General features: G+C 62.6%; 24 protein-coding genes. 23 read left to right on the top strand and 1 reads right to left on the bottom strand.

The features are described from left to right. Positions 1-13: 13 nt before the first annotated feature. Positions 14-814: an inositol monophosphatase family protein gene (locus ACH6CX_RS09965; protein ID WP_233005942.1), complete on the bottom strand. Its 801-nt coding sequence runs from the start codon at positions 812-814 to the stop codon at positions 14-16. Between the two features lie 164 nt (positions 815-978). Here ACH6CX_RS09965 and trmJ point away from each other — a divergent pair, with 164 nt between their 5' ends. The 23 genes from trmJ to ACH6CX_RS09850 all read left to right on the top strand — a co-directional run bounded on the left by trmJ (position 979) and on the right by ACH6CX_RS09850 (position 23,559). Further along, complete coding sequence (gene trmJ, locus ACH6CX_RS09960) at positions 979-1,800, top strand: tRNA (cytosine(32)/uridine(32)-2'-O)-methyltransferase TrmJ (RefSeq protein ID WP_233005941.1); 822 nt, start codon at positions 979-981, stop codon at positions 1,798-1,800. A gap of 129 nt (positions 1,801-1,929) precedes the next feature. Continuing rightward, the gene (iscR, locus tag ACH6CX_RS09955) at positions 1,930-2,412 is read left to right on the top strand and encodes a Fe-S cluster assembly transcriptional regulator IscR (RefSeq protein ID WP_233005940.1); all 483 of its coding nucleotides are present in this window, start codon (positions 1,930-1,932) and stop codon (positions 2,410-2,412) included. A gap of 78 nt (positions 2,413-2,490) precedes the next feature. Then, positions 2,491-3,705, top strand: a complete 1,215-nt coding sequence (locus tag ACH6CX_RS09950) for an IscS subfamily cysteine desulfurase (protein ID WP_233005939.1) — start codon at positions 2,491-2,493, stop codon at positions 3,703-3,705. A 28-nt stretch (positions 3,706-3,733) separates the two neighbouring features. Continuing rightward, positions 3,734-4,141 (top strand): Fe-S cluster assembly scaffold IscU, encoded by a 408-nt coding sequence (gene iscU / locus ACH6CX_RS09945; protein ID WP_233005938.1) that lies wholly within the window; start codon positions 3,734-3,736, stop codon positions 4,139-4,141. A 16-nt stretch (positions 4,142-4,157) separates the two neighbouring features. Beyond that, on the top strand, positions 4,158-4,481 hold the full coding sequence (gene iscA, locus ACH6CX_RS09940; protein ID WP_233005937.1) for an iron-sulfur cluster assembly protein IscA: 324 nt from the start codon (positions 4,158-4,160) through the stop codon (positions 4,479-4,481). Between the two features lie 84 nt (positions 4,482-4,565). After that, a complete protein-coding gene (gene hscB, locus ACH6CX_RS09935; RefSeq protein WP_237063964.1) occupies positions 4,566-5,096 on the top strand; it encodes a co-chaperone HscB in 531 nt (176 codons plus the stop codon). 144 nt (positions 5,097-5,240) lie between these two features. Next, complete coding sequence (gene hscA, locus ACH6CX_RS09930) at positions 5,241-7,118, top strand: Fe-S protein assembly chaperone HscA (RefSeq protein WP_233005935.1); 1,878 nt, start codon at positions 5,241-5,243, stop codon at positions 7,116-7,118. Positions 7,119-7,211: 93 nt separating this feature from the next. Further along, a complete protein-coding gene (fdx, locus tag ACH6CX_RS09925) occupies positions 7,212-7,550 on the top strand; it encodes an ISC system 2Fe-2S type ferredoxin (protein WP_091509122.1) in 339 nt (112 codons plus the stop codon). A gap of 41 nt (positions 7,551-7,591) precedes the next feature. Then, positions 7,592-7,786, top strand: a complete 195-nt coding sequence (gene iscX / locus ACH6CX_RS09920; protein ID WP_237063963.1) for a Fe-S cluster assembly protein IscX — start codon at positions 7,592-7,594, stop codon at positions 7,784-7,786. A 228-nt stretch (positions 7,787-8,014) separates the two neighbouring features. After that, positions 8,015-8,443: a nucleoside-diphosphate kinase gene (ndk, locus tag ACH6CX_RS09915; protein ID WP_233005933.1), complete on the top strand. Its 429-nt coding sequence runs from the start codon at positions 8,015-8,017 to the stop codon at positions 8,441-8,443. A gap of 57 nt (positions 8,444-8,500) precedes the next feature. Next, positions 8,501-9,628 carry a 23S rRNA (adenine(2503)-C(2))-methyltransferase RlmN gene (rlmN, locus tag ACH6CX_RS09910; RefSeq protein ID WP_233005932.1) on the top strand — a complete coding sequence of 376 codons (1,128 nt, stop codon included), beginning with the start codon at positions 8,501-8,503 and terminating at the stop codon, positions 9,626-9,628. A 75-nt stretch (positions 9,629-9,703) separates the two neighbouring features. Further along, positions 9,704-10,483 carry a type IV pilus biogenesis/stability protein PilW gene (gene pilW / locus ACH6CX_RS09905; RefSeq protein ID WP_233005931.1) on the top strand — a complete coding sequence of 260 codons (780 nt, stop codon included), beginning with the start codon at positions 9,704-9,706 and terminating at the stop codon, positions 10,481-10,483. Continuing rightward, positions 10,473-11,654 carry a RodZ domain-containing protein gene (locus tag ACH6CX_RS09900; protein WP_396675368.1) on the top strand — a complete coding sequence of 394 codons (1,182 nt, stop codon included), beginning with the start codon at positions 10,473-10,475 and terminating at the stop codon, positions 11,652-11,654. The genes pilW and ACH6CX_RS09900 overlap by 11 nt, the downstream gene beginning before the upstream one ends. Positions 11,655-11,880: 226 nt before the next feature. After that, entirely contained in the window at positions 11,881-12,993 is a 1,113-nt protein-coding gene (gene ispG, locus ACH6CX_RS09895; protein WP_233005929.1) for a flavodoxin-dependent (E)-4-hydroxy-3-methylbut-2-enyl-diphosphate synthase, read from the top strand. A 90-nt stretch (positions 12,994-13,083) separates the two neighbouring features. Then, the gene (gene hisS / locus ACH6CX_RS09890) at positions 13,084-14,346 is read left to right on the top strand and encodes a histidine--tRNA ligase (protein WP_233005928.1); all 1,263 of its coding nucleotides are present in this window, start codon (positions 13,084-13,086) and stop codon (positions 14,344-14,346) included. An 89-nt stretch (positions 14,347-14,435) separates the two neighbouring features. After that, the gene (locus tag ACH6CX_RS09885) at positions 14,436-15,173 is read left to right on the top strand and encodes a tetratricopeptide repeat protein (protein ID WP_233005927.1); all 738 of its coding nucleotides are present in this window, start codon (positions 14,436-14,438) and stop codon (positions 15,171-15,173) included. Continuing rightward, on the top strand, positions 15,170-16,333 hold the full coding sequence (gene bamB / locus ACH6CX_RS09880) for an outer membrane protein assembly factor BamB (RefSeq protein ID WP_233005926.1): 1,164 nt from the start codon (positions 15,170-15,172) through the stop codon (positions 16,331-16,333). Before ACH6CX_RS09885 ends, bamB begins: the two co-directional genes overlap by 4 nt. Before the next feature lie 135 nt (positions 16,334-16,468). After that, the gene (der, locus tag ACH6CX_RS09875) at positions 16,469-17,863 is read left to right on the top strand and encodes a ribosome biogenesis GTPase Der (RefSeq protein ID WP_233005925.1); all 1,395 of its coding nucleotides are present in this window, start codon (positions 16,469-16,471) and stop codon (positions 17,861-17,863) included. An 89-nt stretch (positions 17,864-17,952) separates the two neighbouring features. Then, positions 17,953-19,416, top strand: coding sequence for an NAD-dependent succinate-semialdehyde dehydrogenase (locus ACH6CX_RS09870; RefSeq protein WP_255774727.1), 1,464 nt, complete (start codon positions 17,953-17,955; stop codon positions 19,414-19,416). Then, complete coding sequence (gene tsaA, locus ACH6CX_RS09865; protein ID WP_396675391.1) at positions 19,416-20,228, top strand: tRNA (N6-threonylcarbamoyladenosine(37)-N6)-methyltransferase TrmO; 813 nt, start codon at positions 19,416-19,418, stop codon at positions 20,226-20,228. Before ACH6CX_RS09870 ends, tsaA begins: the two co-directional genes overlap by 1 nt. A 52-nt stretch (positions 20,229-20,280) precedes the next feature. Then, a complete protein-coding gene (locus ACH6CX_RS09860; RefSeq protein ID WP_233005923.1) occupies positions 20,281-22,389 on the top strand; it encodes a protein-disulfide reductase DsbD in 2,109 nt (702 codons plus the stop codon). Continuing rightward, positions 22,386-23,012, top strand: coding sequence for a thioredoxin family protein (locus ACH6CX_RS09855; RefSeq protein WP_233005922.1), 627 nt, complete (start codon positions 22,386-22,388; stop codon positions 23,010-23,012). Before ACH6CX_RS09860 ends, ACH6CX_RS09855 begins: the two co-directional genes overlap by 4 nt. A gap of 25 nt (positions 23,013-23,037) precedes the next feature. Then, complete coding sequence (locus ACH6CX_RS09850) at positions 23,038-23,559, top strand: protein disulfide oxidoreductase (protein WP_233005921.1); 522 nt, start codon at positions 23,038-23,040, stop codon at positions 23,557-23,559. Positions 23,560-23,641 lie beyond the last annotated feature (82 nt).

Genomic DNA, 23,641 nt, shown 5'->3' with positions numbered 1-23,641 from the left:
CCCGGGGAAGTGATCAGCGAACCCCGCCCAGGTGACGCCCCACGATCTGCAGCAGGGGCTTGAACACCTTGGGGCTGGCGCACACCAGGTGACCGCTGTCCAGGTAATCATCACCACCGCGGAAATCGCTGATCAGTCCGCCGGCTTCCTTGACCAGCAGTGAGCCTGCGGCGATATCCCAGGTGTTCAGGTACATTTCCCAGAAGCCGTCAAACCGGCCCGCGGCCACATAGGCCAGGTCGAGTGCGGCAGCGCCGGGGCGGCGAATACCGGAAGTCTGGCCGGCAATTTCCTTCAGGGCGGCAAGGTAGGGGTCGATATTGTCGAGTGCCGGACCGTTAAAGGGGATACCGGTGCCGATCAGTGCGCCGCGCAGGTTCTGGCGGTTGGTGACGCGGATACGGCGTCCATTCAGCGCTGCGCCGCGACCACGGCTGGCAGTGAATTCCTCGCGCTTGATCGGGTCCAGGACCACTGCGTGCTCGATGCGCCCGCGGTAACGGCAGGCAATGGAGACCGCAAACTGAGGGATACCGTGAATGAAATTGGTGGTGCCGTCGAGCGGGTCGATGATCCACTCGTACTCGGGTTCGGCGCCCTCGTGAAAGCCGCTCTCTTCAGCGCGGATGCTGTGCTTGGGGTAAGCCTTGCGCAGGTGATAGATGATTTCCTGCTCGCTGGCGCGGTCCACTTCAGTGACGAAATCGTTGCGCCCCTTTTCCTCGAACCTGGTCACGTCGCGCTCCCAGGCGCGCTCGATCAGTTCACCGGCCTTGCGCGCCGCGCGCAGGGCGATATTCAGCATGGGTTCCATAACTTGTCCGCACTAAGTGGTTGAGAGGTTAAAAAGCGGGAGATGCATGACTGGGAAGTCCCAGGATCTCCGGGGCCGGGCTGGCCGGCCGCGGCGATTGTAGGGATTCTTGGCCAGATTTGCTACACTCGCGCGCCCGTAATCGCCCGGACTATTTCTACAGTATGGCCAAGTCTCCTATCGATACCGCTCCGCCCAGTGCGCTCGACAACGTGCGCGTGGTGCTGGTGAATAGCGCCCACCCGGGCAATATTGGCGGTGCCGCGCGCGCGCTCAAGAACATGGGGCTGAAGCAGTTGTACCTGGTGGCACCGCGCGAGTTTCCCGCCGCCAATGCCATCTGGCGCGCCGCCGGCGCCGCCGACCTGCTGGAAACCGCGGTGGTGGTGGATACCCTCGAGGAGGCAGTGGCGGACTGTGGCCTGGTGGTGGCTACCAGCGCCCGTGAACGCCGGATTCCCTGGCCCCTGCTGACCCCGCGGCAGTGTGGTGAGCGGACGGTGGCGGAAGCGGCCACCCACCCGGTGGCGCTGGTATTCGGGCGCGAGGACCGTGGCCTCACCAACGAGGAACTGCAGGCCTGTAACTTCCATGTGCATATCCCTGCCAACCCGGAATACAGCTCCCTCAACCTGGCCACCGCGGTGCAGGTGCTCGCTTACGAGGTACGTGTGGCAGCACTGGAGGCGGAGAAAGGGGAGCCCCTCAGCTATGCCGACTGGGACCGGCCGCCGGCCAAGGCGAGCGATATGGAGCTTTATTTCGAGCACCTGCAGCAGTCCCTGGGTGAGCTTGGCTTTATCGACCCCGACAATCCCCGCCAGACCATGACCCGGTTGCGTCGACTGTTCAGTCGGGTCCGTCCGGATGATATGGAGCTGGGCATATTGCGGGGCATGCTGACGGCAATCCAGAACTATATTTACCGCACCGGTGGCAAAGGGCGCCCGGACAGCCAGTCCGACAGCGAATCGACGGAAAAATAGGGCCGGAGCCCGCGGGCGGGCTGTCGCTGAATACCCGACTGGCATGCGGGGTTATATACTTGACTGAGATAGTTGGTTATTCCATACTCGCGCCCCGTCGATAGGGCGATGGACCAGTCAGGAGCTGACATGCGTTTGACAACCAAAGGCCGCTACGCGGTCACAGCGATGCTGGATCTGGCGTTACACGCCGATCGTGGCCCGATCAGCCTGGCGGACATATCCAAGCGCCAGGGGATTTCCCTGTCATACCTTGAACAGCTCTTCTCCCGGCTGCGCCAGTCGGGGCTGGTTTCCAGCGTGCGCGGCCCGGGCGGCGGCTATCGCCTTGCGCGCACCGGTGACGACATTTATGTCGCCCAGATCGTCGACGCGGTCAACGAGTCGGTGGATGCCACCAGTTGTGGTGGCAACAGTGATTGTGCCGGTGGCGAACAGTGTCTCACCCACTATCTGTGGTGTGACCTGAGCGAACAGATTCACGGCTTCCTGAGCGGTATCAGCCTGGCGCACCTGGTGGCGCGGGCCGAAGTTCAGGAAGTGGCGCGCCGCCAGGATATGCGGGAGGCGGCGCCGGAAGAGAAAGTGGCGGTTATTGGCAGCCTGCAGTGACAGCAGCCTGCCAGGCCCCCGGATTTAAACCCGAGAGCACACGCGAATAGACAGACCAGTGCGCGGAGAGAATTGAATATGAAGCTTCCCATTTACCTGGATTATGCCGCTACCTGCCCGGTGGACCCGCGGGTCGCCGCCAAGATGGCGGAGCAGCTGACGATGGAGGGTAACTTCGGTAACCCGGCCTCCCGCTCGCACCTGTTCGGCTGGAAAGCGGAAGAGGCGGTGGAAGACGCACGTCGCCATGTCGCCGAACTGGTGAATGCAGACCCCCGTGAAATTGTTTGGACCAGCGGCGCCACCGAGTCAGACAACCTGGCCATCAAGGGCGCTGCGCACTTCTACCAGGGGCGCGGTAAGCACATCATCACCTCCAAGATCGAGCACAAAGCGGTGCTGGATGCCTGCCGCCAGCTGGAGCGCGAGGGTTTTGAAGTGACCTACCTGAATCCCCGTGCAGACGGCATTGTCTACCCGGAGCAGGTCGAGGAGGCACTGCGTGAGGACACCATCCTGGTGAGCCTGATGCACGTCAACAACGAGATTGGCGTGATCAATGACATCGCCGCAATCGGTGAAATATGCCGGGCGCGTAAGGTGATTTTCCATGTGGATGCGGCCCAGAGCGCCGGCAAGCTGCCGATTGACCTGGGCGAGATGAAAGTGGACCTGATGTCCTTCTCCGGCCACAAGATATACGGACCCAAGGGTATCGGTGCCCTCTTTGTGCGCCGCAAGCCGCGTGTGCGGATTGAGGCTCAGATCCACGGTGGCGGTCACGAGCGCGGCATGCGTTCCGGTACCCTGCCGACCCACCAGATCGTGGGCATGGGTGAGGCGTTCCGCATCGCCAAAGAAGAGATGGCGGCAGAGAACGAGCGCCTGCTGATGTTGCGCAACCGGTTCTGGGACGCCATCAAGGACATGGAGGAAGTCCACGTCAACGGATCTTTCGAGCAGCGGATTCCGGGCAACCTGAATGTCAGTTTTGCCTTTGTCGAGGGTGAGAGCCTGATCATGTCACTGAAAGACCTGGCAATTTCCTCCGGCTCTGCCTGTACCTCCGCGAGCCTGGAGCCCAGTTACGTGCTGCGTGCCCTGGGCGTGAACGACGAGCTGGCCCACAGCTCCCTGCGGTTCAGTTTTGGACGTTTTACCAGCGAGCAGGACGTGGACAACGCCGCGGCCGAGGTCCGCAAGGCGGTGGAGAAACTGCGTGAGCTGTCACCGCTGTGGGATATGTATAAAGACGGTATCGACCTCAATTCTATTGAATGGGCCGCCCATTAACGCACGTGAATGATCCAGGAGAATAGTCATGGCCTATAGCGACAAAGTAATCGATCACTATGAGCATCCGCGTAACGTCGGCCGTATGGACGACAAGTCTGACAATGTCGGTACCGGCATGGTCGGTGCGCCCGCCTGTGGCGACGTGATGCGCCTGCAGATCCAGGTGAATGACGACGGCATTATCGAGGATGCCAAGTTCAAGACCTACGGCTGTGGTTCAGCCATTGCCTCCAGCTCCCTGCTGACCGAGTGGGTGAAAGGCAAGAGCATCGATGAGGCGGAGCAGATCAAAAACACTGCCATCGCTGAAGAGCTGGCCCTGCCGCCGGTAAAAATTCACTGTTCCGTACTGGCCGAAGACGCAATCAAGGCCGCGGTGCGCGATATCCGTGAAAAGCGTACCAGCAAGGTGAATGAGAGCGCGGCCAGCTAAGCAGTAAGGCGATTTTATGGCAATTACCATGACAGAGGCGGCCCGGGCGCACATCGAGCGCCAGCTCGCCAGCCGCGGCAAGGGCATCGGCATCCGCGTGGGTGTCAGGACTGCCGGCTGCTCGGGTATGCAGTACGTACTCGAGTTCGTGGATGAGGCCAGTGCCGAGGATGAGGTTTTTGACCACGGTGGGGTAAAGCTGGTCGTGGATCCCAAAAGCCTGGTGTACCTCGACGGCACCGAGCTGGACTTCGTCAAGGAAGGGTTGAATGAGGGCTTTGCCTTTTCCAACCCGAATGTGAAGAACGAGTGCGGTTGCGGCGAAAGTTTTCACGTGTGAGCCTGGCATGGCCGGGTTGGGAGGCCGGGTGCGTCACTGCACGCCGGCCTTTTTTGTAAGGACAGGGTGGGAACCGGAAATTCGATGAGTGAGCAACACAATTATTTCGAGATTTTTGGCCTGAAACCGGGGTTCAGCGTGGACCGCGAGGCGCTGGCGCAGCGCTACCGCGAGCTGCAGCGGGAATTCCACCCGGACAAGTACGCTGCCCGCTCTGACCGCGAGCAGATGCTGGCCATGCAGTACGCGGCGCAGATCAACGAGGCGCACAACACCCTGCGCGAACCGGTTGCCCGTGCCGGCTACCTGCTGGAGTTGGCCGGAGTAGAGATCAGCCCCGAGCAGACCACGGCAGATGCGGAATTCCTGATGCAGCAGATGATGCTGCGCGAGCGCCTCGAGGAGGTGCGCAGTGAGGCGGACCCGGCCGCCGCACTGGATGCGCTGGAAGACGAGGTTTCCCGGTTGTTCTCCTCGGAGCAGGAGCGTTTTGCCCAGCGATTTGCCGATGGCGAGCTGGAACCGGCGAAAGACTCCCTGCTCAAGCTGCAGTTCCTGCGCAAATTGCAGCATCAGGTTGAGGAACTGGAAGAGGATCTGCTGGGCGATTTCTGATCCCGGCGGATTGCTGAGAATTCGAAGACTGGTGAGCGGCTGCAATTCGGCCGGCTGTCCCGGCAGGAATGCTTTTCCCCGGGCTGGAAGCCGGGTTGGCGCCCACACCAGATGAAGTGACCGATAGCGAGAACGAGTTAGCTGATGGCATTACTGCAGATATCCGAGCCCGGACAGACTCCCGAGCCCCACCAGCGCAAGCGTGCGGTGGGTATCGACCTGGGTACCACCAACTCGCTGGTTGCGACTGTCCGCAGTGGCAGTGCTGCGGCGATAGAGGGTGAGGATGGCAGTGTCATCCTGCCGTCGGCGGTCCACTACAGTGAGGGCGGTGCAGTTACGGTGGGCTCTGCGGCGCGGCAATGCGCGGGTGCCGACCCCTACAACACCATGCTGTCCATCAAGCGCTTTATGGGCCGTGGCATCGGGGACGTGAAGAGCTTCGGTGAGCAGCTGCCATATCATTTTGTCCAGTCCAGTGATGAGGCGGACAAGGGCGGTATGGTATCGATCGAGACAGTTGCCGGTCCGGTCAACCCGGTACAGGTTTCCGCCGAAATCCTGAAAGTGCTGGCATCCCGGGGCAGCGGGGCGCTGGGCGGCGAACTCGATGGCGCGGTGATCACCGTGCCTGCCTATTTTGACGACGCCCAGCGACAGGCCACCAAGGATGCCGCGCAACTGGCGGGCCTGCACGTGCTGCGGCTGCTCAACGAGCCTACTGCGGCGGCCGTTGCCTACGGCCTGGACCAGGGAGAGGAGGGCGTCATCGCCGTCTACGACCTGGGTGGCGGTACCTTTGATATATCCATCCTGCGCCTGTCCCGTGGCGTGTTTGAAGTGCTGTCCACCGGCGGCGACTCCGCCCTGGGCGGCGACGATTTCGACCGGGCCATTGCCGGCTGGATTGCAGAGCAGGCCGGACTGGGGACCAATCACGATGTGGCGACCCAGCGGGCACTGCTCGATCGCGCCTGCGCCGCCAAGGAGGCGCTGTCCGCACAGGATGCGGTCGAGGTGGAGTACGGCGACTGGCGTGGCACCCTCGATCGCGAGGGAATGGCGGCACTGCTGGACCCGATGATCGACAAGACCCTGCGCGCTTGCAAGCGCGCCCTGCGTGACGCCGGTGTGACAGCCGAGGACGTGCAGGAAGTGGTGCTGGTGGGCGGTTCCACCCGCACCCTGCGGGTCCGCGAGCGGGTCGAGTCATTTTTTGGTCGCGCTCCCCACGCGGACATCGACCCGGACCAGGTGGTTGCGATCGGTGCCGCCCTGCAGGCGGACGTGCTGGTGGGCAACAAGTCCGGCGACGACCTGTTGTTGCTGGATGTGATTCCGTTGTCGCTGGGCATCGAGACCATGGGCGGTCTAACGGAGAAGCTGATTGCCCGTAACACCACCATACCGGTGGCCAAGGCGCAGGAGTTCACCACCTTCCGGGATGGCCAGACCGCGATGGCGATTCATGTGGTACAGGGCGAGCGGGAGCTGGTGCAGGACTGCCGCTCGCTGGCCCGCTTCGAGCTGCGGGGAATCCCTCCCATGACCGCCGGCGCGGCCCATATCCGGGTGACCTTCCAGGTGGATGCGGATGGGCTGCTGTCGGTTACGGCGATGGAAAAGAGTAGTGGCGTGAGTGCCGATATCACCGTCAAGCCGTCATACGGCCTCGAGGACGCTGATATCACCCGTATGCTGCAGGACTCCTACGAGCACGCCGAAGAGGATGTTGCCGCGCGCGCAGTGCGCGAGGCGCGGGTCGAGGCAGAGCGCAGCCTGGAGGCGCTGCTGGTGGCGCTGCAGGAAAATGGCGCCGAACTCCTGGACGAGGGTGAGCTGAACGAACTGGAGAAGGCCATGGAGGCCCTGCGGCTGGCCCATAACGGTGGTGACGCCGACGAGATACGCCGGAGGATCGAGACCCTCAACGAGGTTTCCGGACCGTTTGCGGCCCGGCGGATGGATGCTTCCATCCGGCGCGCCATGCAGGGCCATACCCTGGACGAATTCGATCAATAACAGCCTTTGACCCGGTTCTCAGTAAGAGGAGCCGGCGATCGGGCGGGGCGGGCGAGACCGCCCGGAATTGAGACCATAGCGAGTTATCCAACTATGCCGAAAATCGTATTTTTGCCCCACGAGGAGATCTGTCCGGAGGGCAAGGTGGTGGAAGTGGAAAGTGGTGTCAGTGTCTGCGATGCGGCGCTGGCCAACGGTGTGGAAATCGAGCACGCCTGCGAAAAATCCTGTGCCTGCACTACCTGCCACGTCATTGTCCGTGAGGGCTTCGACTCCCTGGGTGAGCCGGACGAGCTGGAAGAGGACCTGCTGGACAAGGCCTGGGGCCTGGAGCCCGAGTCGCGCCTGTCCTGCCAGGCCATCGTCGACGACGAGGATCTCGTGGTCGAGATTCCCAAGTACACTATCAACCAGGTATCTGAGAAGCACTGACCCCGAGGTCGGTCTTTGAATACAGGAGCGGAGACGCGCACATGAAGTGGACGGATATCAATGACATCGCCATCGAGCTGGTCGAGGCCCATCCGGAGGTGGACCCCCTGCGGGTGAACTTTGTCGACCTGCGTAACTGGGTAATCGAGCTGCCGGGTTTCGATGACGATCCGGCGCGCTGCGGTGAGAAGATCCTCGAGGCCATCCAGGCCGCCTGGATCGAGGAAGCCGACTGAGCAGTCTACCTGGCCGGGTTTCGGCCCCGCTGGCACATAGAAATAGTACAAACTTCATGCAGTTACGCGTATAATCCGCCCGCCGCGATAGGTGGGGTCGGCATTGCCGGGCCCCGGTTCGCGGCGTCGGCGGCCGGCCACTGGCCCGGTCGCGACTGTAAGGAATTCAGGGAAGAGCAGCTGCGGTTGCTCTTTTTGCTTTTTAAACACTGTTAACTGGAGAACAACATGGCCCTGGAGCGCACTCTTTCCATCATCAAGCCGGACGCGGTAGCAAAGAATGTTATCGGCGAAATCGAAAGCCGTTTCGAGAAGGCCGGCCTGCGCATTGTCGCGATGAAAATGCTGCACCTGAGCCGCGAAAAGGCCGAGGGCTTCTACGCCGAGCACAAGGAGCGTCCCTTCTTCAAGGATCTGGTGGACTTCATGACTTCCGGTCCGGTTGTCGTTCAGGTACTGGAAGGTGAGAACGCCGTACTGGCCAACCGCGACCTGATGGGTGCCACCAACCCGAAGGAAGCCGAAGCCGGCACCATCCGTGCGGATTTTGCCAACAGCATCGACGCCAACGCCGTGCACGGCTCCGACTCCACCGAGTCCGCCGCCCGCGAAGTAAGCTACTTTTTCGCCGACGACGAAATCTGCCCGCGCGCCTAAGGCCGCACTCGCGCCGGCCCGTCCGGGCCGGCGCAATCCACTCCCCGAGGTGAACCCATGACCCAGGCACAAACCGAAAAAGTGAATCTGCTCGGCCTATCGGTCGAAAAGCTGACCGCGTTCTTCGAGTCGCTGGGTGAAAAGCGCTTTCGCGCCGTGCAGGTGCTGAAGTGGATTCACCAGAGTGGCGTGGATGACTTTTCCCAGATGACCAATGTCAGCAAGGCCCTGCGCGAGAAACTGGCCGAGGTGGCCGAGATTCGCGCACCGGAGGTGCTGGGGCAGTGGGACTCGTCGGACGGCACGCGCAAGTGGCTGATCAAGGTGGATGGTGGCAGCGCCATTGAGACGGTTTATATCCCCGACGGCGAGCGTGGCACCCTGTGTGTGTCCAGCCAGGTGGGTTGCTCACTGGACTGCAGCTTCTGCGCCACGGGCAAGCAGGGCTTCAATCGGGACCTGACTGCGGCGGAGATCATCGCCCAGGTCTGGATCGCCTGTAAGTCTTTCGGCCAGTTGGAGCCCAGGGGGCCGCGCAAGGTGACCAACGTCGTGATGATGGGCATGGGTGAACCGCTGCTCAACTTCGATAACGTGGTGGACGCAATGAACCTGATGATGGAGGACAATGCCTATGGCATCTCCAAGCGTCGCGTCACCCTGAGTACCTCCGGCGTGGTGCCTGCACTGGATAAGCTGGCAGACGTGACTGACGTGAGCCTGGCGATTTCCCTCCATGCGCCCAACGATGAGCTCCGCAACGAGCTGGTCCCCATCAACAGGAAATACCCCATCGCCATGCTGCTCGACAGCGCCAAGCGCTATATCGAGCGGATGCCGGATACCCACCGGAAAATGACCATCGAGTACACCCTGATGCGGGAGGTCAATGACCGCCCCGAGCACGCCGAACAGCTGGCGGAGCTGCTGCGCGATGTGCCGGTCAAGATAAATCTGATACCCTTTAACCCGTTTGAGCTGTCTGACTACCAGCGCGTGAGCAACAACGCTTTGCGACGCTTTCAGCAGATTTTGCTCGACAAAGGCTTTACCGTTACCGTGCGCACGACCCGTGGCGACGATATTGCGGCAGCCTGCGGCCAGCTGGCCGGCACGGTAAACGACCGTACCCGTCGCGCCGAACGCTATCGCAACGCTGCGCAGGCCGTACGCATCGTGGGTTGATGGGAGCTGTCGGCTCCTGCGCCCGGCTAACCGGCGGATCCCGGCGCGAACACTATAAAAACTACAGGTGATGTTGTGTTGTCTAAATCCTTTGCCCTGCCTTTGGCGGGGATGATCCTCAGTGTCTGGCTCAGCGGCTGCGTTACTACCGGCCTGCCTGACCGCAGTGAGGTAAACCTGGACAAGGCGCTGGAAACGCACGTGCAGCTGGGGCTGCGCTACCTGAAGACCGGGGAAAACCGGGACCTGGCCCGCTATCACTTCAACAAGGCCCTGGAACTGGGGCGCCGCGATCCCCGCGCCCATCACGGCCTGGCACTGCTCTACCAGGCCGATCAGGAACTAGAGGTGGCGGAGGACCATTTCCGCAAGGCGCTGAGATACGGCGACAGCTTCTCCATGGCCCACACCAATTACGGTGTATTCCTCTACCAGCAGGAGCGCTATGAGGAGGCCCTGGAGCAATTCCGCATCGCCTCTGAGGACCTCACCTACCGCCGTCGCTCCTACGCCCTGGCAAACCTGGGCCTCTGTGCCCGCAAGCTCGGCCACGAGGAAGAGGCGGAGAAGGCCTACACCCGCGCGTTGGCACTGAATGACGACCTGCCCCAGGCGCTGCTGGAGATGGCGGAACTCAGGTTTGACGCTGGTGCCTATACAGAGGCGAAGCACTACCTGGATCGTTACAGTGCGGATAACCGGCAGATACCCCAGTCCCTGTGGCTCGGTATCCGCCTGGAAAAGATATTTGGCAACCGCGACAAGGAACGCAGTTACGCCCTTGCCCTGAAGAACCTCTATCCTTATTCGGCGGAAACGCTCAAATACCAGAAGATGAAGGCCAATGACGGTTAACCAGCCCGAAACTGATAACACCACCGAGGTATCCGGTGGCGCCCAGCAGGTGTCCGGTGATACACCGGGCACCCTGATTCGCCGCGCCCGCGAGGAGGCGGGTCTCACGCGCGATGAGCTCTCCGAGCGCATGTGCTTTATCGGCGACAAGCTTTCCCTGCTCGAAAACGATGATTACGATCGCCTGCCGGCGGCACTTTACGTCAAGGGCTATATCCGCAATATCGCCAAAGAGCTGAAGATCGATGAGGCTCCGATCCTGAAGGCCTATGCCGGTTACTACGGTGAGGAAGAGGAGAGCCGGGCGATCCTGGATCATGTGCAGCGTGATTCCCTTTCGGAGGGCGGTGGTCGCAGCAGGTTGCCAGGCCTGGCAGTGTTGCCGCTGATCGCTGTTGCCGGGGTCTTCTGGTGGATGAACGGCCGGGACTTTACCCCACCGGCCATGATGTCAGGTGGCATGTCCAGTTCCGCAGCCGAGACCGCCGCGGTGGTCGCACCGGCGGATGACACTGCGGCCGAAACCGCCGACATGGAACCGGTGGCCGATGTGCAGTCGACGGCCGGGGCGGCCGTTGGCGGAGAGGAGAGTGCCGGGAAGCCCGGTACGGGCGCGGAAGCGGCTGCCGATATGACAGCGGTCGATGAGCCGGTCCTTGAGGCTGGTGAAGCAATGGGCGGTGCGGTCGATGAGGCTGCGCCGGCAGTGGTGGAAGGTGATGCGGCGCCATCGGGACTGGCCGCAGGGCCCGATCCCCGGACTGCAGAGTCACAGGCAGGGGAAATGCCCGAGCCGACCGCAGAGCCCGTGCGGGAAGAAGTGGCCGATGCGACGCCCGCTCCGGCGTCAGTCGAGGGCCCAGCGGCAGAAACTGCCCCGACTCCTGCTGCCCGGGCCGCCGAGACGGCAGCTGTCGAAGCGGCGGCCGCGCAAGCGCGCCTGCAGCTCAAGTTTGCCGAGGAAGCCTGGATTGAAGTGAAGGATGGCAGCGGCAGCGTGCTGATGGCTAAATTGCAGCCTGCCGGGGCTGATGTGGACCTGCGGGGCGAGCCGCCATTCCGACTGATGCTGGGCAATGCCGCAGCCACGGAAGTCCGTTTCCAGGGGGAGCTGGTCAACAGCGATCCGCTGGGCAACCGCCGCACCCGCCGGATCACCGTCGGCGAGTAAGTTCAAACGCACCGCATACGCGCAGCCGCCAGGCTTGCGCCTTGCGGTGTGAGTCCACGCCGGGCGAATCCACGCCGGGCGAATCCACGCCGGGCGAGTCTACGCTGTTCCAGGTCACTGCGTTGCGGTCACATGAGCGCCCCGACGCTGCCATCGAATTTCGCGTGAACAGGCCCTATAATTCCCCCCTCTGTTTTTTACTCTGCGAAACTGGCAGGTCAGCCCTATGCAATTCGAGTCATCCATTGTCCGCCGCGTGTCACGCCAGATCATGGTCGGCAATGTGCCCGTCGGGGGCGGAGCGCCAATATCCGTACAGAGTATGACCAATACCGATACCTGTGATGTCGATGCCACAGTGGCGCAGGTGCAACGGCTGGAGCAGGCCGGGGCGGATATCGTGCGGGTCTCCGTGCCCAGCATGGACGCCGCGGAGGCTTTTGGTGAGATCAAGAAGCAGGTGGGCGTGCCGCTGGTGGCGGATATCCACTTCGACTACCGCATTGCCCTGCGGGTGGCGGACCTGGGCGTGGACTGCCTGCGTATCAACCCGGGCAATATCGGCCGCGAGAAGCGGATCCGCGCGGTGGTGGACAAGGCTCGTGACCTCAACATCCCGATCCGGATCGGTGTGAACGCCGGTTCCCTGGAGAAGGACCTGCAGAAGAAATACGGCGAGCCGACCCCCGATGCGCTGGTGGAGTCCGCGCTGCGCCATGTAGACATCCTCGACAGCCTGGATTTCCAGGATTTCAAGGTGAGCGTCAAGGCCTCCGATATCTTTATGGCCACTGCCGCCTACCGCAAGCTGGCGCAGCAGATTGAGCAGCCCCTGCACCTGGGCATTACCGAGGCCGGTGGCTTGCGCTCCGGCACGGTCAAGTCGGCAATCGGCCTGGGGGCGCTGCTGCTGGACGGTATCGGCGATACCCTGCGGGTTTCGCTTGCGGCGGACCCGGTGGAAGAGGTCAAGGTGGGCTGGGACCTGCTGAAGAGCCTGCGCCTGCGCACCAAGGGGATCAACTTTATCGCCTGTCCCAGCTGCTCCCGCCAGAATTTCGACGTGGTGAAGACCATGAATGAGCTGGAGACGCGCCTGGAGGATATCACCACACCGCTGGACGTGGCGGTGATCGGCTGTATCGTCAACGGGCCGGGCGAGGCCAAGGAGGCGGATATCGGCCTCACCGGCGGCACCCCGAGCCATGCCATCTACGTGGACGGCCAGCCGGACCGCAAGTTCAAGAATGACAACCTGGTGGATGACCTGGAGCGCCTGATCCGGGAAAAAGCCGCGGCCAAGGAAGCGCGCGAGGCGGACATCATCGCCAAGTCCTGACAGGGGCCGGCAATTGGCCCGCGGGAACGGGCACGGTGCGCTCCCGCCGCCAGGAAAGACAAACCCGAGATAACCAGTTAAGGAATACCGTTGAAACAGCTTCGCGCAATTCGCGGCATGAACGACCTTTTGCCGGTGGATTCGCCCACCTGGCAGTACGTGGAATCAACCCTGAGTGAGCTGTTCGGCCGTTACGGCTACAGCGAAATCCGCACGCCATTGCTGGAAGTGACCCAGCTGTTCAGCCGCGCGGTGGGTGAGGCCACCGACATTGTCGAGAAGGAAATGTACACCTTTGACGACAAGAGCGGGGACAGCGTAACCCTGCGCCCGGAGGGCACCGCCGGCACCGTTCGCGCGGCAATCCAGAACAACCTGCTGACCACGCCCCAGCGCCTGTGGTATTTCGGCCCCATGTTCCGCTATGAGCGTCCGCAGAAGGGCCGCCTGCGGCAGTTCCACCAGTTTGGCGTGGAGGTGTTTGGCATCGAGGGACCGGATATCGATGCCGAGATCCTGATCATGACAGCGCGCCTGTGGCGCCAGCTGGGAGTCGCCGACCAGGTGACGCTGCAGCTGAATTCGCTGGGTAACAGCGATAGCCGTGCCGCCTATCGCGAGGCCCTGGTGGCCTACCTGGGCCGCCACCGCGACCAGCTCGATGAAGACAGCCTGCGCCGCCTGGAGCGCAATCCCCTGCGTATCCTGGACAGCAAGAACGCCCAGACGCAGGAACTGCTGGCAGGCGCGCCGTGTCTACTGGACTTCCTTGACGAGGAATCCGCGGCGCATTTTGACAGCCTGCGGGCCATGCTCGATGCTGCCGGCGTGACCTATGAGGTCAACCCGAAGCTGGTGCGGGGGCTGGACTACTACGGCAAGACCGTGTTCGAGTGGGTGACCGACAGCCTCGGGGCCCAGGGCACCGTCTGTGCCGGCGGCCGTTACGATGGGCTCGTGGAGCAGATGGGTGGCAAGCCCACCCCGGCGATTGGCTTTGGCCTGGGCGTCGAGCGCCTGGTGCTGTTGCTGCAGACGCTGGAGGCCCTGCCCGATGCCCTGGCGCAACAGGTGGATGCGTACCTGGTTGCGGTGGGTGATGTACAATCGGCCGCCCTGGCGGCGGCAGAGCAGGTGCGTGACAGCCTCCCGTGGTTGCGCCTGCAGACCCACTGCGGCGGTGGCAGCTTCAAGAGCCAGATGAAAAAGGCGGATCGCAGCAATGCGGATTTTGCCCTGATCATCGGTGAGGACGAGGCCGCGGCAGGGCAGGTGACGGTGAAGTTCCTGCGCGCGGAGGAGCCACAGCAGACGGTACCGGTTGCTGAACTGGCGTCCGTGCTGCAGGGCTGAGTGAACGAACCAGGCAGAATTTAGCAGGAAGGCCCCGGGGCCACTCCTGCAGGAAGACCCTAACAATCACAGGAAAGACGAGTTACCCGATGGCTGACCATATTACCGAAGAAGAACAAATAGAATCGCTGAAACGCTGGTGGGCAGAGAACGGCAAGGGCATTGTCACCGGCGTGGTGCTGGCCCTGGCGGGTTACTTCGGTTACCAGTTCTGGCAGAGCAATGAGCGCACCACTGCCGAGGAAGCTTCCAACCTCTACCAGAGCTTCCTGCAGGCTGCCACAGCCAATGACGGCAACCCGGACAACAAGCAGCTGACCACGGCCAGGAGCCTGGGTCGCCAGCTGCAGGACGAATTCGGCAACCGTATCTATGCCTCCCAGGCGGCACTGCACCTGGCTGCCATCGCGGCCCAGGGCAATGACCTGGAAGCGGCGGAAAAGCAGCTGCAGTGGGTCCTCGACAACACCCCGGACACTTCGCTGGAACTGGTCGCCAAGCGCCGCCTGGCAGCGGTCAAGGCTGCCCGTGGCACACCGGATGAGGCCATGAAGCTGCTGGAGGGCAAGGTGCCCGAGGCTTTCGCTGCACTCTATGCCGAGACCCGCGGTGACATCCTGCTCCAGCAGGGCGACGAAGCGGGTGCCAAAGCCGCCTATGAGTCGGCCCTGGCCCAGCTGTTGCCGGAGCAGGCGAGCAGCGCCCAGTTGCTACGCCTCAAGGCCGACAGCATTGGCGCCGCGGCCCCCGCGGAGACCGCGGAAGATGACGCAGCTGCACCGGAAGCGACTGACACCCAGCCGGCACAGGAGAGTGACGAGCAATGAGACACCTTTCCCGCGCACTGAACCGCGCAGCAGCGGTGGCGCTGGCCGCTACCCTGGCCGCCTGCGCCTCCAATGAAGAGAAAGAGGACACCGATCCGCTGGAACTCACCGAGATCAATGAAACGGTGGAGCTGCGCGAGGTCTGGTCCCGCAATATTGGCGATATCGACGTCAAGCGCTATGCAATGCTGAAGCCCGCCATCGGCGACGGCCGCATCGTTGCAGCCAGCAGTGACGGTGAAGTGAGCGCGTTCACCCGCGAGACGGGCGACCGCCTGTGGGAGGCCGACCTCGATGTCCCGCTGAGCGGCGGCGTGGGTGTGGGCCTGGGCCTGGCGGTGGTCTCCGACTACCGCGGCCGCGTTGTGGCCCTGAACCTCAATGACGGCTCGGCCCTCTGGGAGCGCCAGCTTTCCGGGGAAGTAGTGGCCGCGCCAGCGGTTGGCTCCGGTGCGGTGGTGCTGCAGACTGTGGATGGCAAACTGTATGGCCTCGATGCTGGCAGTGGTGATGAGATCTGGCAGCACAGTACCTCCCTGCCGGTGCTGACGTTGCGTGGCACCGCAGCCCCGGTCATCTCCGGCGGCCTGGTCTATGCCGGCCTGGACAACGGCAAGATGATCGCCCTGGATGCCCGTGACGGTATTCCCCGCTGGGAGCAGCGGGTAGCGATCCCGCAGGGCTCCGCGGAACTGGACCGGGTAGTGGACATCGATGGTTCGCCGCTGGTTCGCGGCGACCTGGTATTCGCCGCCAGTTACCAGGGGCGGGTTGTGGCCCTGTCGCGCCAGGACGGCCGCGGTCTCTGGGCGCGCGATGCCTCCACCCACCACAGCGTCGACGTCGGGGCGGGCAATGTATACTTGAGCGATGCCTCCGGCAGTGTCTACGCCTACAATGTGGGCAATGGGCAGATTGCCTGGGGCAATGACAAGCTGCTGCGACGCGAGCTGAGTGGACCAGCGTATTTCGGCGACACGGTGGTGGTCGGTGACCTGGAGGGCTACCTCCATGTGCTGGAACCCACCAGCGGTGAGCTGATCGGGCGCGAAGAAATTGACGGTGACGCCGTGCGCATCCCGTTGCTGGTGGATGGTGACCTCCTTTTCGCCCTCTCCGATGGCGGCGAGCTGGTGGCCCTGCGTCTCGAGCGCCGCTAATCGCCGGGGGAGTTCTGGCCGGGTCCGCCCGGTCTCTGCCCCGGGTTTTGAACACGCCTGCATGCGGGCGAACCGATCCTCGCCCGCGTCCCGCGGGCGTTTGCATTTTCATATCAGGCTGAAGCCGGAATCAGTATGCTGCCAGTAATTGCCCTGGTCGGGCGCCCCAATGTGGGCAAATCCACCCTTTTCAATCGGCTCACCAAGAGCCGCGATGCCCTGGTGGCGAACTACGCCGGCCTGACGCGCGATCGCAAGTACGGTGAGGCGGAGTTCGATGGCCACAAGATGATCCTGGTCGACACCGGCGGTATCAGCGGTGATGAGGAGGGCATCGATGCGGCAATGGCAGAGCAGTCCATGCAGGCCATCGAGGAAGCGGACTTCGTGCTGTTCCTGGTGGACTGCCGGGCCGGGCTGACACCCGCGGACGAAATGATTGCGGAACAGCTGCGTACGCGATCCAAGCCCACCCTGCTGGTGGCCAACAAGGTCGATGGCGTCAATCCGGATATCGCCCTGGCGCCGTTCTACGAGCTGGGGATCGGTGAGCTCTTCCCTACCACCGCCACCCATGGCCGCGGTGTGCGCAGCCTGATGGAGCGCGTGGTCGAGGGGCTGCCCGAGCAGGAAGCGCCGGAGGAGGAAGACGAGGCGAAGGGGATCAAGATTGCCATTGTGGGCCGCCCGAACGTGGGCAAGTCGACCCTGGTCAATCGCCTGCTGGGTGAGGACCGGGTGGTGGTCTACGACCAGCCCGGCACCACCCGCGACAGTGTTTATATCAATTACGAGCGTGACGACCGGCCCTACACCCTGATCGACACCGCCGGTATCCGCCGGCGCAAGAATATCCGCGAATCGGTGGAGAAGTTCTCGATCGTCAAGACCCTGCAGGCAGTGGAAGATGCCAACGTAGTGGTACTGGTGGTGGATGCCCGCGAGGGACTGGTGGACCAGGACCTGCACCTGATGGGCAGCGTGATCCAGGCCGGGCGGGCCTTGGTTGTGGCACTGAACAAGTGGGACGGGCTGGAACCGGAGCATCGCGACTTTATCAAGACGGAACTGGAGCGGCGCCTGCGTTTTGTGGACTTTGCCGACATCCATTTTATTTCTGCACTGCACGGCACTGGTGTGGGTCACCTCTACGAGTCCATCGAGGCCGCCTACCAGTCCGCCACGGACAAGCTGTCCACCAATCACCTGACACGAATCCTGCAGTGGGCTGTTAGTGAGCACCAACCCCCGCTGGTGCACGGCCATCGCATCAAGTTACGCTATGCCCACGCAGGCGGGCAGAACCCACCAGTGATCGTGATTCACGGCAACCAGACCGAGCATGTACCGTCACACTATGTGCGCTACCTTGAGAAGACTTTCCGCAAGGCACTGGACCTGCACGGTACTCCGGTCAAGATCGAGTTCCGCACCGGCGATAATCCCTACGCCGGCAAGAAGAACAAGCTGACCGATCGCCAGAAAGCCAAGAAGCGCCGCCTGATGAAGTTTGTGAAAAAGAAGAAATAGGCCATCGCAGGGTGGCCGCAATGCAGTTGAAATAACGCCCGCCGGCCGCAGGTTTAGATACGGATAGGGCAATCGATAAGGAGAACACCATGCTGGACCTGAAGAACCCCGCACTGTTGCGCAAGAAGTCCTTTGTGGGCGGCGAGTGGATCGATGCGGATTCCGGCTCGACCCTCGACGTCACCAACCCGGCCAACGGCGAGGTTGTCGCCAGCATCGCCGATTGCGGCGCCGCAGAAACCCGCCGGGCCATCGAGGCTGCCAGTGATGCCTGGCCCTCATGGCGCGATACCACGGTCAAGGAGCGGGCAAAGGTCCTGCGCCGCTGGTACGACCTGATTGTGGATAACGCGGACGACCTGGCAAAGATCCTCACCACCGAACAGGGCAAGCCCCTGGCTGAGGCCCGTACCGAAGTCATTTATGGAGCCAACTACCTGGAGTGGTTCTCCGAGGAGGCCAAGCGGATCTATGGCGACGTAATCGCGCCACCTGCCAACGACAAGCGAATCGTGGTGATCAAGCAATCAGTCGGTGTCACTGCTTCGGTCACCCCATGGAACTTCCCCAGCGCCATGATCGCCCGCAAGATGGCCCCGGCGCTGGCCGCGGGCTGCCCGTTCGTGGCCAAGCCCGCTTCGGAGACCCCCCTCTCTGCCCTCGCGCTGGCGGTGCTGGCGGAAGAGGCCGGGGTACCCGCGGGTGTATTCAACGTGGTAGTGGGCAAGAGCTCGCGGGAAATCGGCGCGGAGATGACGTCCAACCCGCTGGTGCGCAAGTTCACCTTCACCGGCTCCACGGCGGTAGGCAAGAAATTGCAGGCGCAGTGCGCCGAGACCATCAAGAAGACATCCATGGAGCTGGGCGGCAACGCGCCGTTTATCGTTTTTGACGACGCCGACCTGGATGCCGCGGTCAAGGGTGCGATCATCTGCAAGTACCGCAATGCCGGCCAGACCTGCGTCTGTGCCAACCGTATTTTCGTGCAGGAAGGCGTTTATGATGCCTTTGCGGAAAAATTTGCCGCCGCCGTGCAGGCCCTGAAAATGGGGGATGGAGCGGAAGAGGGCGTTGATGTCGGCCCGATGATCAATCCCAAGGCAGTCAAGGATGTCCAGGCGCTGGTGGAGGATGCCACTGCCAAGGGCGCCCAGGCGGTCGTCGAGGGCGGGCCCAGCGAAATGGGTGCCTGCTTCTATGCGCCCACCGTGCTTACGGGCGCCAATGACGAGATGAAGCTTTTCAAGGAGGAGATCTTCGGCCCGGTGGCACCACTGTTCAAGTTCTCCACCGAGGAGGAGGCCATCAAGCTTGCCAATGACACCGAGTTCGGCCTCGCCTCCTACTTCTACTCCCGCGACATCGGCCGCATCTGGCGTGTCAGTGAAGGGCTTGAATACGGCATGGTAGGCATCAATGAGGGGATTATCTCCAACGAGATGGCCCCCTTCGGTGGCGTCAAGGAGTCCGGCATGGGCCGCGAGGGCTCCAAGTACGGTATTGATGACTATATCGAGATCAAGTACCTGTGCATGGGCGGCATTGACCAGTAATCATCCAGGCATTCCCCTGTCCCTGTTCCGCGGGTGGATTCAATCCGTGCGGATGGGGCAGGGGAGCCGACGGTAGCCGACTGCAAGGGAATACCGCAATCGACGCGTCCATCCAGCTCAATCCCATCGCCACTGTCCACTCCTGTTTCGGCGAGAAATTCGGTGTGCCACGCCAGCCCCTGCTCGCTGATGCCAGCCGTGCGGCCATCGAGCTGTTGCCGCCCTTAAACACTCCCGATGCCGTGGCAGGGCTGGAGGATAATACCCATATCTGGGTGGTATTCCAGTTCCACCAGGCCGCCGGGCAATGGTCGACCAAGGTGCGCCCGCCGCGCCTGGGGGGCAACAAAAAACTCGGTGTACTCGCCACTCGCTCGCCGTTTCGCCCGAATAATATCGGCCTGTCGGTGGTGCGGCTGCTGGAAGTGCGTACCTCGCCGAAAGTGGAGTTGATCGTCGGCGGTGCCGACCTGGTGGACGGTACCCCGATACTGGATATCAAACCCTACATTCCCTATGCCGATGTACTGGTAGAGGCGCAGAGCGCCTTTGCCGGTGATGCCCCCGCTCCGGTGACGGTGGATATTCCCCGGGAGGTTCTCCAGGTAGCCAGTGATTACCGGGATTGCTGGGGTACCGACCTGCCACTGCTGATTCGGCAGGTGCTGGCGCAGGATCCCAAACCGGCTTACCAGAAACCGGAACCGGATCGCATCTACGGAATGAAATTGTGTGGCTTTGACCTGCGCTGGCACTACTCGGGGGAAGGGAAGATTGAAGTGCTTGCCCTGGAGCCCGGTGGCGACAGCTGACTTGCAGCTCTTGGGCCAATCCATTTCAATGGGGTTGCCGTAGGTAAAACCCATGAAATCCGCGTTAAGCGGTCCGTCGATCGGGAGAGCGTCGCCCGTGCGATTCCTGCGCAGTATCGCAATAATTCTTGTATCGGTTGCCCTGTCAGCAATCGCTTCCCCCGCGTTCGCCCAGGATACCGCCAGTGGCGATCACGTACGCGTGCGCTGGCTGGCGCCCGATACCTTCGCCGCCGGTGAGACCACTACCATCGGTTTCTACTTTGAAGTGGACCCCGAGTGGCATGTCTACTGGCGCAATGCCGGGGACTCCGGCGCCGCACCGCGCTTCGATACCCGCTCCGAGCGTGCGACTCTCGGCCCGATCCAGTGGCCCTTCCCGGTCCGGCTCCCCATTGAACACCTCACCAACCTCGGCTATGCGGGTGATGTAGCCTATCTCTTTGAAGTGACGCCCGTCGCGGACGCTGGGCGTGTGGATCTCCGTGCGGACCTCGAATGGCTGGTGTGCAAAATCGATTGCATACCCGGTTTCGGTTCCATGACCCTGGACCGGCCGGTGGCCGAATACGCGCAATGGGACGAGCGGGACCTGGCCCTGCGCGACCAGTTCCTGGACCGGGTGCCCGCCAACGCCGCCCTTAGCCCCTGGCGCGCAGAACGACTGGCCGAGTTACCCGCGGGTGGGCTTCAGCTGACACTGCGCGATACCCGTGGCGGGGAGGCGCCGCCACCGGCTGTGTTCCCCCTGGACGGTGGTTTGTTGACCGCCCGGGCGCCTCAGGTGGAGGCCGATGGCAACCGGGTGCACTACCGCTTTGCCCGGGTTCCCGGTGCCCCGCTGCCGGAGGCGACCGGATTCGTGGTCGCGGACGGTAAGCGCGCCTGGCAGTTTAACCGTGTGCCGCTGGGGGCCGCGGTGCCCGCGGCCCCGCCACAGGCCCTGTGGCTGTTGGTGCTGGCGGCATTTGCCGGCGGGGTAGTCCTGAACCTGATGCCGTGTGTTTTCCCGGTGCTGTCGATCAAGCTGTTTGGGCTGGTGAATGCCGGCGCCGGTGCGCCCCACCGGCTGCGCGAGGGACTGCTGTACAGTGCCGGCGTGATGGTGACATTCGCCGCCCTGGGGGCCCTGCTGCTGGCACTGCGCGCCGGAGGCGCGGCAATTGGCTGGGGCTTCCAGCTGCAGTCCCCGTCGGTGGTACTGGGCCTGATCCTGCTGTTCTGGCTCATGGCGCTGTCATTCAGCGGCGTGCTTGAATTTGGCCACCGGCTGATGGACCTGGCCGGGAGTACCCGCGGCGGCTCCTTTGCCACCGGCGTGCTGGCGGTATTCGTCGCTGCGCCCTGCACCGGGCCCTTTATGGGAGCGGCGCTGGGCGCCGCCTCGGTGCTGCCAGCCGTGTCCGCCATGGCAATCTTCCTCGGCCTGGGCGCCGGGCTGGCGGCACCGTTCCTGCTGCTCTGTGCCAGTCCTGCGCTGTTGAGGTGCCTGCCGGGACCCGGCCCGTGGATGGACACGTTGCGACAGTTCCTGGCTTTTCCGCTCTACCTCACGGTGATCTGGCTGCTCTGGGTCCTGGGGCGGCTGCTGGGAGACAGCGGCTGGCTGATCGGCTCGCTGCTGCTGGTGGCGGTGGTTTTCGCCCTGTGGCTGGGGCGGCGTTTTACACTGTTCGGCCCGGGCACCGGACGGTTCGCCGGCTATGCAATATTTGCCGTGGCTACAATCATCGCCTTCGCGGCCCTGCGGGCCCCGCAGCACGCCACACCGGAACTCGCCGGGAGTGAATGGCAGCCCTATGATCGCGCAGCCATCGAGGAAGCGCGTGCCGACAACCGCCCGGTGTTTATCGACTATACCGCCGCCTGGTGTATTACCTGCCAGGTGAACAAGAAGCTGGTACTGGAGTCGGAAAGAGTCATGGAGCTGTTCCGCACCAATGGTGTGATGCTGGTGCGCGCCGACTGGACCAACCACGATCCGGAAATCACCGCGGCACTGGGTGAACTGGGCCGCAATTCGGTGCCGGTCTACGCCTGGTATACCCCCGGCGCAAGCGAGCCGGAGCTGTTACCACAGATTCTGCAGGAGCGCATGATCACGGCGCTCTTCAATAATGGTGAATCACTGACCCAAACCAAAGAGGACGACACACCATGAACGGTAAGCGCATTGGCGGTAAGACGTTTGGCAAGGCACTGTTGTCGATGTTCCTGGCGGCCCCGGCACTGGCCCTGGCAGTAGCCGTACCGGGCGAGAAAGCACCGGATTTTTCCGAAATGGATGCCAGTGGCACGAAGCATTCACTGGCGGATTACAAGGGTGAATGGCTGGTGATCGAGTGGTTCAACAAGGACTGCCCTTATGTCCGCAAGCACTATGGCAGTGGCAACATGCAGGCCCTGCAGAAAAAATATACCGGTGAGGAAATCAAGTGGCTTACGGTAATCTCGTCGGCAAGGGGCAAGCAGGGTTACCTGGAGCCCGCGGCGGCACTGGAGGTAGCGGAGAGCCACAACCTCAATGCCTCCGCCCCCTTCCTGCTGGACAGTGACGGCAGCATGGGCCGTGCCTACGGTGCCAAGACCACGCCGCATATGTTTATCATCAATCCCGAGGGCGAAGTGGTTTACGCCGGGGCCATTGACGACAACGATTCCGCAAACCCGGCCGTGATCCCGCAATCGAAGAATTTTGTGGCTGCAGCACTCGATGCATCGATGAAGGGAGAGGGGGTCGAGGTTGCTTCCTCCCGCGCCTACGGCTGCTCGGTGAAGTACTGAAGGGCTGGCCTTTGATAATTTTGGCGTGCAGCTTGTGAAGGGCGCTTTCACCCGGATTGTTACAGCCTTTCGCGGCCTGGCGGGGTTTGCACTGCTGGCGATACTTGCGGTGTCTGCAGTCGGCCTGTACCAGCAGCGCGATATTCCCCGGGAGCAGGCGCCGCCACTGGCGGGGCAATCCATTGGCGGGCAGGTACTGGACCTGCAGCAAATGGCTTCCGATGGCCCGGTGCTGGTGTATTTCTGGGCCACCTGGTGCGGCTATTGCCGTGTAGTGTCGCCGGCCATTGCCGACCTGGCCGGTGAACACCGGGTAATCACTGTGGCATTGCAGTCCGGCTCCGCGGAAACGGTCTCTCACTACCTGCGGGAGAATGACCTGCAGTTTCCAACCATCAATGACCCCTCTGGCACAATCAGCGCAGCGTGGGGGGTGCGCGTCACACCCACCATCGTGATTGTCGACAGCCGCGGCGAGGTGGCCTGGGTGACATCCGGCACTACCACCAAATGGGGCTTGCAGTGGCGCCTGGCGATGACTGACTAGGCAATGGACCTTGTGAACGTCATGTAACGTTTCGCGTCTCGCACCAGGAAATGTCAATGCGGTTAGCGGGATCGGCACTTCC

It is taken from the genome of Microbulbifer sp. JSM ZJ756 (genome assembly GCF_044383805.1).
Classification (GTDB): domain Bacteria; phylum Pseudomonadota; class Gammaproteobacteria; order Pseudomonadales; family Cellvibrionaceae; genus Microbulbifer; species Microbulbifer zhoushanensis.
Note: the sequence above shows the minus strand (reverse complement) of the source record. Positions and strands in the feature narration are given on the sequence as shown.